We start from the raw sequence: 12,393 nt of genomic DNA, 5'->3' as shown, positions 1-12,393 counted from the left end.
AAGAGGGTGCGGTATTCTGTCCGCTCATCCGGGGAGAGGGTGTCCAGCCAATCGCCAAATCGGTATATGTAATCCTCCCCATAGCCCATGCGCCAGCCAATAGAGTATCTCTCGATCTCCCGGTGGGCCAGCCAAGGGGGAGGCATTATTTTCTTTTCCTGTAATGCCATATCATTTTCCCTCGTCTCACAGCAATTAAATTCTTCTTTTCCTACTTTTTTTGAAAAGCATACTCAGCCCCCATAACTACTCCAAGGTCATTTCACAAAGAACCAGCTTGTTTTTTTCATCACTGAGAAATGCCCGGTTTCCCCATACATCCAGCACATGGAAGGAAGCGTATCCACGGGGCATGGCAAGGTCGATCAGCACCAAATCTGAAAGGCGCAGCACCTTTTGTTTACCCTTCCAGTCATCATTCTTAAAAATGGGAGATAGGATCAGGCAAGTCCTGTCACCGGAGAATTTTCCGCGCATCCCGTGTTTTCCGGGCAGGCGGCTTAAATTATCTTTGCCCCACAGTTTCTTTTTGAATAGTCCGTTTTCCTCCAGTTCCAGATACCAATAGTAGCCCATGAGAGAAAGACCTGCCGGATTGATGGTGTTACTTTCCAAAAAGGCATAAAACTGTCCATTCTGTTCCAGTATGGAGCCAATCATAGGATAGTTGTAGTGAAAGTCTGCCTGGGCAAAATTGCCGCCAGCTCGCTCTACCGCCGCCAAATGGGTCTGTCGGGTTCCTGCTTTGCTGTATACGCAAGAGCCGCTTTCTGCCCAGTGTGCAGTCATGGTTTCAAAATCTACCGTCAGGCTGGTAAAACTGTTGGTCGCATCAGCGGAGTTGTCCACTCGGCACACAATAGGGAAAACGCCCTGGCTTCCGGTGACGGCCACCGGCATAGGGATGCCCTGGGCGCACCAGTTATCCATGGGGATCAGAGTCCACTCTCCATCCATCTGCGGCATCCACCAAAGGGATTTACTGGCGGGGCAAACCAACAGTATTCCTCTGTCGCATGAGAGCAAGACAGGAACTTCCCAAACATCTTGCTGCTCTTTCGGCTCCGGGCTGGGAATCCACCTGGAAACTTCGCCTTTGACCCACAAAACGCCGCTGCACTTTTGCACGAGATGATAGGTCCAAAACACAATTTCATCCTCGCTGCGGGCTACCATACCTTTGCATCCAGTCGGGCTGTATTTGAAGGAAGTTCCCGTCAGTTCAAATTCCTCGAACTCCCAGTTCTTTATCACTTTTAGTTTCGCTTTCATACTTTCACCTCACAGCAAATCTGCTTTGATACCGCACCGTTCCAGAACCGGCAGCACCTGTTCCGGCTTAGAGGACATGAGGGTAATATGTTTGAGATTAGGGAACTGGCGCAGTTCATCCTCAGTAATGGTATTGAGATCAAAGGCTCCGTCCTCGCCATCCCAGAACGGACAGAGCTGGGTATAAATCTCGCTGCCGCCATCCATCTCGATTTCTGTGACCTCCGGGGCCAGCCGCGCCGGGACAGGGTATTGTTCCAGCCACTTCTGAATCTCTGGGATAGGTTCATACCCTTCCGCGTCAATGTCGATCTTGCGGCGACTGTACTCTCTGGCAAACTCATAGGCGTCCAGTTTAGGAGCCAGTAAGCCTTTCTCATACATCAGGACTTCCAGCACCGCCAGTTTGAAGTTGAAACTGGTAAAGGTGAGTACTGGCTCAGTCGGCTTGGATAACTTGTATTTCTGCGCTTTCGCCGTCTTTTTCTCTGGCTCTTTCCAGCTGATCTGCACCATAGCGGAGAGGGCCTCCAGCTTTGCTTTCTGCGCTGACTGCTCCTCCGGAACAGGACCCGGCAAGCGGGTATAAACGGTAAAGCCGCCTAATTTGAGGGTATGGGCAAATCCGCCGAAATCCTTCCAGCTGGCCTCCCGGTAGTCCTTGGACCCGATCCAGACCGCTCCGTCAAATGCCTGCCGGACCGCATACTCTCCCTGTGCCGCTACCCGGACACCAAGGGTTTTGATGGTCTGCTCATCTTCATCCAACCAGCCCTGGAGTCCAAGCTCGTCCCACAGGGCAAGGGCCTGGGTATAGGGACTCTCCCTGCCTGTAATGGGACTTTTCCGTGTTCCATTTTGCAGGACAATGCGGGCGGGTCCTAACTTTTCCGCCAGCTGTGGCAGGGTAAACGGCGGCGTAAATACCGACCTCAGGATGGTCAGGCTGTCTTTTTTGAGAATGATTTTCCGCTCTGTGGCCTTGGGCGGCAGAAAGATGGGCAGATTCGGGTACACTTCTTTGTACTCCCGCCATTCCAGCTTTTTGGGCTTGTTTGCCGTCCGCAGGAAGTCCCAGAAGTCGATGGGATAACGGAACACCGGCCCAACCCTATCCCGCCGGGTGACAATAACCACCGTGTCATCGGTGAGTATTCCGATGTGCTGCATTTTCTCCCCGCCGAACATTCCCGGACGGATACGCAGCACTTCACGGGTGTTTATGTTGATGAGCTGGGCAAAGTCATCGGAAAGGATTTCGCCGTTTCCCTGCACCAGCAGCCAGTCCCCGGTAAACCAGCGCAGTTTCAGCCCCTCGCCCATTCCAGGCAGGAGGGCAATTCGGCACCTCCCGGTGTCCATGTCCAGTTCCAGCAGGCATTCTTCCACTCTTCCCTTGCCGCTGACAGCGTGGGTCATGGCAATGCGGCCTGTACCGGGAACGGGAACGGCCTCGGAAAGATGGTCATATCCATACAGAGAGAAGGTATGTTTTGTTACCCTGCCGTTTTCCCATCGGTAGATCTGCCCCTTATACCACTCGTTGGAAAAATAGACCCGGCCCAGCCCGTCTGTCGTAATGCCACAATGGTATTTGGTGCTCCATCCATCTTCCGGCAGAGTCCAGTTTTTCACATCCTGGCAGGTGCCCCGGTCAGTCAGTTCGATCCGTGTAGCGTTGGTGGGATCACCCACCCAGAGGGAATGGTCAGCCCAGCACAGAGTCCGGGGTGGACCATCGTATCCGATGGGGGACGGTTCGGCCCAGTTGAGGGTAGCTGGATTCTTGCTCAGTAATACCCGGCCAATGGTTCCGCTTCCAGCGGCCCTCGATGCGGCATATAGTTCATGTTCCGGGGAATAGGTAAGGTGCCCAAGGTGCGGCAAGCTATGGGAGCGGATTACTTGCGGCGGACGATGGCGCAGATCGGCCACACAGCCGTTTTTCCATTCTTCTGCATCCTGGCTTTTCCACTCCCCCGCCGCAAAATCACCCGCTACGGAATTGAAGAAATAATCGTACCCATCCTGAAGTATGTATTCCTCGCAGGGCATCAGGGCACCAGGGTCCTGCTCCTTGGCATGGTCTCCCCATTTTCTCCCTTGCTGTTTCATCAGGTGACAAGATTGCCCCTGTTTTTTGCAGTAACGTTCCCATTCCCTGCGCTCTTCCTCTGGAATCAGGACAAACAGATACTCGTCCTCATCGTCCAGGTTATACAGCGCCCAGCCGAAGGCAGACAGCTCCTGTCCCAACGCCGCCGCCCCTTTTTCATGGGACAGTTTCATATATTGGATGCCAACGACATCAAAGCGTTCATCCAGCAGCGCCGGGACCTGTGCGCCCCACTTTCTCCGAAGCTCCGCCAGAGTGTCCTGTACGGCTCCATCAAATTTCAGAATGTCCAGCGCATCGGATATGATTTGTGCCCAGTCTGGCATGAAAGTACCCCCTTTTTAGTGCCTCAAAGTTTGCTGCTCAGCCGCTTGACTGGCGCAGACATTACATCTGGAAAATGCTTACACAGAATCTCTGTGAATAAGGTCATTGCAAGAAACGGCTTGAGATTACCTGCTGCAATCTCAAAATATTGAGAATAGCCCCAATCCAACTCATCTTCTCCGCACCAAAAGTTGAGAAGTTCTGCCCCCAGATCCATCCGCTGACTGGATAGGGATTTCCATGGAATCTGTGACCGCAGATACTCCTGAACCTCTCTGAGCTGTTCTGCGGCAATGCGCTGATGGGCATAATCCCACACATTCTTGAAATAGGTATCCAGTTCTACATAGCCAGAAAAGAGGATGCCGCAATCAATCTTGGAAAATATCTCCACCATACAGAGGATGCGCCGCCGGTGAAAAGCCTCCATTTCCCGTTCCAAGGCCTCAGCCTGAATCATTTCGTGTTTCTCTATACAGGCATAAGCTTCATTTTCTGGTATCTGGAACGCTTCATCTACTTTTTTGGCTATGGTAAACATCTGGATTTCATCGGCATTCTTGCGCTTGCGTAGGTCATCCCAACTGCCTCGCTCCCATTTATCCTCTTTTGAATAACAAGCAGAGCATATCGCCTGTGCCGGGTCAATTTCTCTCGTCAAACAGTAAGGACAAAGAATTTTCGCATTCTCACACAATCTGATCGGCTCCTTTCCATTGTGTTACAGCGACAGCCATGTGGTCAAAGCACTGATTTCCTCCCGCAGCAATGCGGATTTCCCAGTAGCGGCAAAGGCTTTTTGGATACCGCCATAGCGCCGCCCGGAGCGGTCTACCAGCTGGAGCGCGGCTGCCTCCAGATCGGGAATCGCCATCACAGCATCTGCCAGCGCCTGGGCGGAGAGTTTATCCGCAATCAGAGTGGCGGCAAAGTAGCGCAAATGGCTGTGAGAGAGGGTGGACAAATCGCCGAGCTTATGCAACTCATAGAGTTTCAGGGCATAAAGGGAAGGCAGCCCATCCAGAGCCGGTAGTTTCTGCACAGATGGGAGTGACTGGAGATAGAGTTTCTGAAGCCGGGTCGCCGGAGTCAGGGAAGGGGTGATATCTTCCGTTTTCCGCATTCCCTCCAAATGGAGATCGGTAATGCTGGAGAGAAGCGGGGTAATGTCGCCATTCTTTTCCCCACGCAGGTGGAGGACACGCAGGCCGGGGAGAGAAACATTGTCCCAGGAAACAGGGGCCGACAGCCATAGGGACAGTGTATGAAGCTGCTTTAGCTGGGAGAGAACTTCCACACCCTCACACTTTTCCATTAAGGTCAGCTCCTTCAGATTGGGATAATCTCGTAGGAAGGACAGATTCACCTTCCGATCTCCCGTCACAGACAGACACCATACCGCATCTGGTTTTAGTCCATTCAGATCAATCTTTTCTCCGCCGCGCCAGAAAACAGCGGTGCTAAGAGGGGGCTCTATTTTCATAAAAATCACCAGTCCCGTTCTCGGATGGCCTCCTCCATATCAATCGGGATACCGAACCACTCCAGAATGTAGGCAACGGTGTCTCCAATACAATCCCGGGCCACCGTTTCAATCTCGCTGTCGTTTTCGTAAAATTCATCCTGAAGATCATTGATGCCGCAGACCGCTTTATCCAGCGTTTTCTGTATCACTTCGGTGTCCGTTTCGCCGCTCTCCAGCAGGTCAATGACCTTCTGAAGCTCGTCCCTGACCTTATCCACCAGAAAAACTGGATAGTAATTATCCTGATACATCTCGTCCAGCAGTTTGTAATTCGGGTCAAATGCTTTCATCATGATTTCTCCTTTCGCATTCAAATATCAGCTTGTATGTCTTATGCAACCGTTATCCCGCAATATTGGCGCTCTCTATCCCATTTTCCAGGGAGCCGCAAACCTCAACAGTGTGTCCCCAGAACATATCGTCGTCATCAAAATAGGCCGTAAAGTCACCCTCATAAGTAAGGCTCAGTTCTGACAAAGTAATGCGCTGGGCAAATCCTTCTTCTGTAATGGGATCAGCATTTTTCTTCTCATCGTCATCTGCCTGCCACTCATTGGCCAGCCCGGTCAGTTCCTTTGCCGCAAATTCCCGCATGGACTTGTCCCAGCTTTCGCGGTCTGCCATAACTTTGTGGGCAATGCTGCGGACGGTATCCCAGGTTTCCTCATCCTCCAGATCTATTTCCAGTGCAAGGGAGACTTCCTTTTCGTTCCACAAGATTTTGCCATCCAGCAGCCCGAAGTCCCGGTTCAGTTTCAAAGTTCCCAGAACTTCATCCTCAATGTTTACGGGTTTCTGGTATTCCTCCCATACTGCCTCCAACGGAGGGCAGGGGACAGAAGGCTCCAGCACATCTATAACAGCCCAGCTGTTGAACTGTTCCGGAGTGGTGTGTTCAGGTACCAACCCATCCAACAATCTGCGTACCTTCAGACGGCAAATCTGCCCTTGCTGCAAACGCCCCCAGCTCTTTTCACTGTTGCGTTCCTCCTCCGTAACCGGCCATTTCAGCCGACCTTCTTTAATGCTGACCTTGCCGGTATTGCAGAACACCATACCCAGTGTAATGACAGTCATCTCCCAAAAGTCACTGTTATCGCTCTTATGGTACCCAGCCCCAATGCACTTACAAATCAGGGCAATCACTTCCTGCTCCTCAGTCTCATATTTTTGATAAAATTCCTCAAACATCGCGTTAGCTCCTTATTCCTCAAACTCGCCCTCAATCATTCCATTGAGATATTTTCCGGGATTAGCGATAAATGCCTCCCATTTGGCTAACGGATGAAACTCCTCATGCTCAATGTCCAGATACCAGAGTTTCTTATCTCTGGGACTCCACAGCAGCAAATAGTCGCTGTAATTATCCATTTTCGCCATGAGAGAGAGCAGCTTTTTCCGCTTCCAGGTCATCTCCTGCACATCCATGTAGGGGTACAGTTCCGCCCATTTCACCAGCTCCCGCTCTGGAAATTCCAGACGCAAGGGGCCGGTCTTTAAGTATTCCACCAGCTTGGCAGGTAGCTTGTAAGGCATGAGTTGACGCGCCTTTTCCTGTTCGTTGTGCCATTCCTCCGGCTCCAGAGCTTTTAAGTAGGCGGCCATTTCCTGATTTTTGTTCTGTACTGCCACGGTGTAGGGCCGGTCACCGTATTTATCTGGGATGGTGATGTCTGCACCCTGCTCCACAAGCCAGCGCACCATAGAAAAATCGTTGTGCCGTGCAGCTTCAGTGACAGGAGTAGAAGCGTAGGGAAACACCATATCTGGCTTGTGATAGTTGATGTCCGCCCCGTTTTGAATCAGATACTCCACCAGCAGCTGATTTCCATGGCTCGCCATACTGCGCAGGGCTTCACCGCCATATTGTTTCAAATCCATGCTCATCCTTTTCAAAATGGGGAGTACATTAGGCTCATCCCGATCCACCAAGTGGAGAAACAGCCTGCATATATCCCTTTGCGCTGCGGGGATTCTGACTCCCACATCTACCAAAAAGGAAAACAGGGCCAGGTCTTGACTGCGCAGGGAACCACAAAGCAATTCTTCCGGGTTATGGGTCAAATCTGCTCCGCATTCGATCAGGAGCTGCACCATGTCCATCCGATTTTCCAGCACAGCCAATTCCAGTGGAGAGGCTTCGCCATCCCGCGGCCACTCTCCAATCATTACCTGATAGCACTGCGGCTCATTGGGAGAATGCCCTGCATGAAGCAAGGAACGAATCGCCTCTATGTCACCACTTTTGATGGCAGCCATCATGGGAGGTACATTTGAATAGCTTACTTCACTCATCCGAATCCTCCTGACATTCTATTGAAAAATTTCCGAATACCGTTCTTTCAGTTCCTCCGAAGCTGCTTCCACCACTTTCTGACCACCCTTGGCGCTGGCTTTGCCCCAGATCACATAGCAGACCGTTTCCCATGCGTATTGCAGCACTTCCTCCGGGCTGGCTTCTGTTTCCTCGGCGGGTTCCTCGTCCTCGTCATCATCGTCATCCTCGTCGGAGGAAAAACCGCTTGGAACGATCTCGGACAGATGGATTTTTGCCTCCAGTAGAGCGTCCAGACTTTCTGCATTTGCCATCCACGCGGTATAGTCCTTGGAATACTTCATGTTCTGCATGGACAGCACCCCACGGACAAATATAGGGACGGTATCGGCGGTAAATCCGAACTGTTTCACATACTCCCGGAGGAATTTTTCCTGTAAGTGGGAGTGCTCATCATCACAGAGATCGAGATAATCCCATACCAGCTGCCGCCACTCTTGCCCCAGCATTCCCAGGGCAAACACGGCAAAACTTCCGGGGAGAGCGCACTGCTCATCGCTGAGATTGGTGTACTGCTCATATTGCCGCATGGCAAGCCGGGCGTACCGTTCCATCAGGGGGTGGAGGCCGGGGTACTGCACGGCACAGGCAAAGAGCTGGTTTACTCCCTTTTTGGGCAGTCCTGTGATGGGAAGATACCTCTTTTCCGGCCCTTTGAACTCCACCGCATAGCTGCGGGGAAAATCCTCCTGCTCCAGAAGCTCACACAGGTAGTTCAGTACTTCATGGCAGCACTCCTCCGTGCTGTTCCTGGCAGTAATACGGATCACAGCAAAGGCATCGTTGGCCGATGCGGTGAAGTGCTCTGTTTTCCGCTTTTGCAGGTTGAGCGGCAACCTGCCGGTCCCATGTTCTTTCAGCTTTTTCACCATATCCGGACGGACTTTCTCCACCAATCCAAAGAGGTAATTGGCGTCCAGATACTGAAAGTCCATACCATATACCTTATAGCTCACCGCCACATAGCAGGCGAAACGCAGCAGCGGCTCCGGGACCTGCTCTGCACGGATACCTGGTTTTAGGGAATACTCCCGATCCCAGAAGTGGTCATCTTCATTGCCTGTCACGATAAAATATTTCTCCTGTAGCTCCCGTTGCAGCATATCAAGTAGATGGTGGTCAATTTCACCCCACCGGCTCTGGCGGCGCAGGTTTTCGCTGAAGGCGATGGCCTTTTCCGCGTCAAGGGTCTCAGCCCGCTGCGCTTCGGTCCATGTCCGAAGCAGTTGCCACACCTCAAAGGGCGCGCCTTCGCTGCTGACCACTACCGGAGGCCAGAGGGAATCAAGCCGCGTGATTCTCCCGTCAATGGCATCCTGGATACACTGGTCAAAGAGCGGTTGCAGTTCCTCCTGCACCTCGGGCTTCATCCAGTAACAGCGCCCGTCCGCACTATTTCGTTTTGGTAAACTCATATCAGGCCACCTCTTTCCGAACAATAAAAAATGCCCTGCGACACCCTGTCATTTGGACAGGCTGACGCAGGGCGCGAAAAGGCCGCACAGAACCAAAACCTGTATCCCAAGGCTCTGTGTCTGACGATATTCTGCTGTCTTTCCCGTCCGTTTGGACATGGGTACTCATCTCTATCCATTTGCTTTCACCTACCGCACATGCTCTTTTACCCGCTCCATCTCGTCCACCAGAGCCCTGACCTGGAAGTCCACCATATCCTCCGCCACCTCTGGGAATAGAAATGGCATGGTGTCTGGAATGGCTTTGTGTACCATCATCATGCTGAGGGCCAGATTGCCAAACAGCCGGGAATCAATACTGTCCACAGGGAGGCCAAAGATGGAAAGCAGCTTTCCATAAAAAATAATCTGATCCCGCCGGAACGCCTGGAAATTCTCCTCGGAAAGGCAGTGGCGTACTTGCTGCTCCTCCTCAATGGACAAAACGGCGACTCCGCTTTTAGCTCCATAACAGCAGTTTTTCAGAAAGGTTTCCACTCCCGCCCGCCAACTGAGTCCGGGGTCCTCCATTAGGGATCTGGCATAATCCAGCAGCTTGGGCTGTTGGTATCGCAGGGCGTAGAGCACCAGTTCTTCCTTGGATGAGAAAAAACTGTAGAAGAAGGTCTTGGAGATCTCTACTTTTCTGCACAAAACATCAATACTGCTGTGAATCAATCCCCGATCCGCGATACACTGAATCATGGTGGTCATTAGGGCATTCCGCACTTGCACTCTATCTTCTTCAGAATAGGCTTTTCGTGCCATATCTTCCCATCCCCCTATAAAGAACAGAATCATAAAACGGTATTTATATAATAACTGCACAGAAAAAAATATACAACTATATTTTGAAAATTTTTTATGAACTAAATAGCGGCAAGCAATGCTTGTGGCTATCCATTTCGCCACAAACGCTTGTTGAGGGCGCTGCCCCCAAGCCCCTTTGAACACAGGATTTTATCCTGTGGCCACGCGTTCTGCGAACGCTTTTGACTGCGATCAGCTCACCGCTGGTCGTGGTCTTTTTCTTTCTCCTGTTTCTGCTCCTCGTCCATTTTCAGCAGCCGATCCACATTCGCTTTGGCCGTCAAAAGTTCCCTCATTTCTTCGCGGGAACGCCGGTATTCAGCATAGATTTTTTTCTTTTCCTCCAGGAGTTTGGCATAGTCAGTTTGCAATTCTTTGACCTTGGGCAGCTTCTTAACCCCCATATCGTCGAAAGCATTTTTTGCTGCCTGGTGGAGCAGGATTTCTGCTTCATGTTCCTGGCGGAATTTCTTAGAGTAGGAAAGCCCAATTATATCTATGTGAAAAACTTTGTGGATAATTCTGTGGAAAGACAATTCTTGAATTGTCAAAAGGACAATTCTGGAACTGTCAATAAGACTCTTCAAGAGTTGTCAAAAGCACAAGGTAATAATACTGATATTAAAGATACTGATTATAGTGATACTGATCCTATCCTATCTTCCGATTTCTCTGGAAGGGATGTGGAAAAGGATGAGGAATTTCAGAGCTATTATCAGTATTTTTATGAAGAACTTGAAATGGACTATCTTTTTAAAGAATTTCCCTATGATAAAGAAGTTCTGGAAAGCATCTTGGAAATATTGGTAGAAACCGTATGTAGCAAGCCACGCTTTCAAAAACCTCTTTTTGTACACAAAAATGAGGAATGTTGCTGGTCTTTCCACTTCGGAAGCACAGAAATCTTCGGATATGTTTATGAAGTGCCGCTATATGGATGAATTGACCGGCGGGCGTGGCGTTATCTTTGCAACAGGTAAGGCTCTATGTGCCGGGAATCCGCTGATTAAAGAGAAAATGGACTTGGACATTGATGTGGCAAGGCTTAAGGTTCTAAAAGCCGACCATCAGAGCCAGCAGTATCGCATGGAAGATAAACTCCTAAAATACTTCCCTGCGGAGATTGAAAGGCAGACAGGCTATATTCGTGGCTTTGAAGCAGACATCCAAACGGTTACAGCTCATCCCCAGATTGCGGAAGGATTCTGCGGTATGGAAATTTTGGGCAAGCACTATACGGAAAAAGAGGATGCCGGTGAAATGATTCTTGCCGCCTGCAAGGAGATGAAAACGACCGAGCCAATCCCTCTTGGCAGTTATCGTGGCTTTCAGATGGAACTTTCCTTTGATAGTTTCCGGCATGACTTTGATATTACCCTGAAAGGCGCTGTAAGCCATCGTGTATCGCTTGGAACTGATGCCAGGGGAAATATCATCCGACTGGACAATGCCCTCTCCAGCATCCCTGAGAAGCTGGAGAAAGCCCATGAACAGCTCACCAATCTTCAAAATCAGCAGGAAGCGACCAGAGCGGAACTGGGGAAACCCTTCCCGCAGGAAGCGGAGCTTGCTGAAAAAAGTGCTCGTCTGGCAGAACTGGATGCGGCTCTTAATATGGAGGACTCCATGCCGGAGCGTGAGGAAGCAGAACAGGCGGATAAACCTTCTGTGCTGGCAGATCTGAAAGCCAAGTCAGAGCATATTCCTCCGTATCGGGCATAGGTTACTTTATTGAGTTCAAGTGCCTGTCGGCAACATTCTTCAAGAACCTTTTTACTGTATTTCCTGGCAAAGCTGAGTATGCCGACACACTGTCTGTATGTCTGTACCTCATATTTCTTGCTGGAAAGGATGCGCTTTATCGCCTCCGTTGTACTGGAGCCAATCGTCATTGCTTTCTGTGTAAAGTAAGCGCCATTCCATTCGGTCATTTCCCGGCTGTTTGCAGGCAGATGCTCTGGATTCGTCATCCACTGCCCTTTATATTTAGCCCGGGGCCATTCACTGAGGAGATCACCAGTTAAGGCGCAGATCTGGACTGCTGTTGCAGTGGCTTTGACCAGTACCCGCTTATGGACATACTGCCTTGGGACACTGTAGTATGCATTGTCAAAGCGGACATGGAAATCACCCGATACTCTGGCTTCCTTGCCTGCCATCATATACTGCTCCATACAAAGATAGGTATTGGTAATGGACCAGAAATCCTCCATCCACCACTGGCTGAGGCAGCTTTTTGTCAGCTGGCCGTCCTCGGAAGGCTGATGGCCCCAGAATAAGCAAAATTCCCGCTTTCTCCCAGCGGCAAACTCCTGCAGGAGCCACTGGCGAGTGTACTTAGGGCTTCCTTCTGGCTGCCACGCATTCACCCAGAAGTCCCCATGTTCCAGCATTTCACTGCTATCTTCGTCATCCCACCAGCCCTTCCAGGTCACCGGCTCAGGAAAGAGGGTGCGGTATTCTGTCCGCTCATCCGGGGAGAGGGTGTCCAGCCAATCGCCAAATCGGTATATGTAATCCTCCCCATAGCCCATGCGCCAGCCAATAGAGTATC

General features: G+C 50.8%; 11 protein-coding genes and 2 pseudogenes. 2 read left to right on the top strand and 11 right to left on the bottom strand.

Annotation, left to right across the window (positions count from 1 at the left end; genetic code table 11):
* Nucleotides 1-246: 246 nt before the first annotated feature.
* From B5F29_RS16080 to B5F29_RS16035, 10 genes and pseudogenes are all read right to left on the bottom strand, one after another.
* Nucleotides 247-1,272, bottom strand: coding sequence for a hypothetical protein (locus B5F29_RS16080; RefSeq protein WP_087155600.1), 1,026 nt, complete (start codon nucleotides 1,270-1,272; stop codon nucleotides 247-249).
* A gap of 9 nt (nucleotides 1,273-1,281) precedes the next feature.
* Nucleotides 1,282-3,714, bottom strand: a complete 2,433-nt coding sequence (locus B5F29_RS16075; RefSeq protein WP_087155599.1) for a DUF6892 domain-containing protein — start codon at nucleotides 3,712-3,714, stop codon at nucleotides 1,282-1,284.
* 23 nt (nucleotides 3,715-3,737) lie between these two features.
* Nucleotides 3,738-4,412, bottom strand: a complete 675-nt coding sequence (locus tag B5F29_RS16070; protein ID WP_025543808.1) for a hypothetical protein — start codon at nucleotides 4,410-4,412, stop codon at nucleotides 3,738-3,740.
* Nucleotides 4,413-4,436: 24 nt separating this feature from the next.
* On the bottom strand, nucleotides 4,437-5,198 hold the full coding sequence (locus tag B5F29_RS16065; protein ID WP_087155598.1) for a hypothetical protein: 762 nt from the start codon (nucleotides 5,196-5,198) through the stop codon (nucleotides 4,437-4,439).
* A gap of 5 nt (nucleotides 5,199-5,203) precedes the next feature.
* Complete coding sequence (locus tag B5F29_RS16060; RefSeq protein ID WP_015565826.1) at nucleotides 5,204-5,530, bottom strand: DUF5713 family protein; 327 nt, start codon at nucleotides 5,528-5,530, stop codon at nucleotides 5,204-5,206.
* A gap of 52 nt (nucleotides 5,531-5,582) precedes the next feature.
* Nucleotides 5,583-6,431, bottom strand: coding sequence for a DUF2262 domain-containing protein (locus tag B5F29_RS16055; protein ID WP_087155597.1), 849 nt, complete (start codon nucleotides 6,429-6,431; stop codon nucleotides 5,583-5,585).
* 12 nt (nucleotides 6,432-6,443) lie between these two features.
* Nucleotides 6,444-7,535: an ankyrin repeat domain-containing protein gene (locus tag B5F29_RS16050; protein ID WP_206414228.1), complete on the bottom strand. Its 1,092-nt coding sequence runs from the start codon at nucleotides 7,533-7,535 to the stop codon at nucleotides 6,444-6,446.
* A gap of 18 nt (nucleotides 7,536-7,553) precedes the next feature.
* Entirely contained in the window at nucleotides 7,554-8,990 is a 1,437-nt protein-coding gene (locus B5F29_RS16045; protein ID WP_164488387.1) for a DUF6138 family protein, read from the bottom strand.
* A 189-nt stretch (nucleotides 8,991-9,179) separates the two neighbouring features.
* The gene (locus B5F29_RS16040; RefSeq protein WP_087155596.1) at nucleotides 9,180-9,797 is read right to left on the bottom strand and encodes a TetR/AcrR family transcriptional regulator; all 618 of its coding nucleotides are present in this window, start codon (nucleotides 9,795-9,797) and stop codon (nucleotides 9,180-9,182) included.
* 239 nt (nucleotides 9,798-10,036) lie between these two features.
* Nucleotides 10,037-10,318 (bottom strand): annotated as a pseudogene (locus tag B5F29_RS16035) (relaxase/mobilization nuclease domain-containing protein); the annotation flags it as partial.
* On the opposite strand from B5F29_RS16035, the gene B5F29_RS16030 reads away from it, so the two are divergent.
* Nucleotides 10,292-10,780: a DUF6017 domain-containing protein gene (locus B5F29_RS16030; RefSeq protein ID WP_206414229.1), complete on the top strand. Its 489-nt coding sequence runs from the start codon at nucleotides 10,292-10,294 to the stop codon at nucleotides 10,778-10,780. The pseudogene B5F29_RS16035 and the gene B5F29_RS16030 sit on opposite strands and share 27 nt — an antisense overlap.
* A complete protein-coding gene (locus B5F29_RS16025; protein ID WP_330397649.1) occupies nucleotides 10,773-11,561 on the top strand; it encodes a hypothetical protein in 789 nt (262 codons plus the stop codon). Before B5F29_RS16030 ends, B5F29_RS16025 begins: the two co-directional genes overlap by 8 nt.
* Nucleotides 11,562-11,812: 251 nt before the next feature.
* Here B5F29_RS16025 and B5F29_RS17345 read toward each other — a convergent pair.
* A pseudogene (locus B5F29_RS17345) lies at nucleotides 11,813-11,998 on the bottom strand (Mu transposase domain-containing protein); the annotation flags it as partial.
* Between the last annotated feature and the right edge of the window lie 395 nt (nucleotides 11,999-12,393).

It is taken from the genome of Lachnoclostridium sp. An196 (assembly GCF_002160135.1).
GTDB classification, from domain to species: Bacteria; Bacillota; Clostridia; order Lachnospirales; family Lachnospiraceae; genus Hominiventricola; species Hominiventricola avistercoris.
This window is presented reverse-complemented; position numbering and strand designations above follow the sequence as displayed.

Coding starts and splice junctions, on each gene's coding strand:
- B5F29_RS16050 (WP_206414228.1), bottom strand. CDS start 7,535: ATGAGTGAAGTAAGCTATTCAAATGTACCTCCCATGATGGCTGCCATC.
- B5F29_RS16075 (WP_087155599.1), bottom strand. CDS start 3,714: ATGCCAGACTGGGCACAAATCATATCCGATGCGCTGGACATTCTGAAA.
- B5F29_RS16060 (WP_015565826.1), bottom strand. CDS start 5,530: ATGAAAGCATTTGACCCGAATTACAAACTGCTGGACGAGATGTATCAG.
- B5F29_RS16065 (WP_087155598.1), bottom strand. CDS start 5,198: ATGAAAATAGAGCCCCCTCTTAGCACCGCTGTTTTCTGGCGCGGCGGA.
- B5F29_RS16025 (WP_330397649.1), top strand. CDS start 10,773: ATGGATGAATTGACCGGCGGGCGTGGCGTTATCTTTGCAACAGGTAAG.
- B5F29_RS16040 (WP_087155596.1), bottom strand. CDS start 9,797: ATGGCACGAAAAGCCTATTCTGAAGAAGATAGAGTGCAAGTGCGGAAT.
- B5F29_RS16045 (WP_164488387.1), bottom strand. CDS start 8,990: ATGAGTTTACCAAAACGAAATAGTGCGGACGGGCGCTGTTACTGGATG.
- B5F29_RS16030 (WP_206414229.1), top strand. CDS start 10,292: ATGTTCCTGGCGGAATTTCTTAGAGTAGGAAAGCCCAATTATATCTAT.
- B5F29_RS16055 (WP_087155597.1), bottom strand. CDS start 6,431: ATGTTTGAGGAATTTTATCAAAAATATGAGACTGAGGAGCAGGAAGTG.
- B5F29_RS16080 (WP_087155600.1), bottom strand. CDS start 1,272: ATGAAAGCGAAACTAAAAGTGATAAAGAACTGGGAGTTCGAGGAATTT.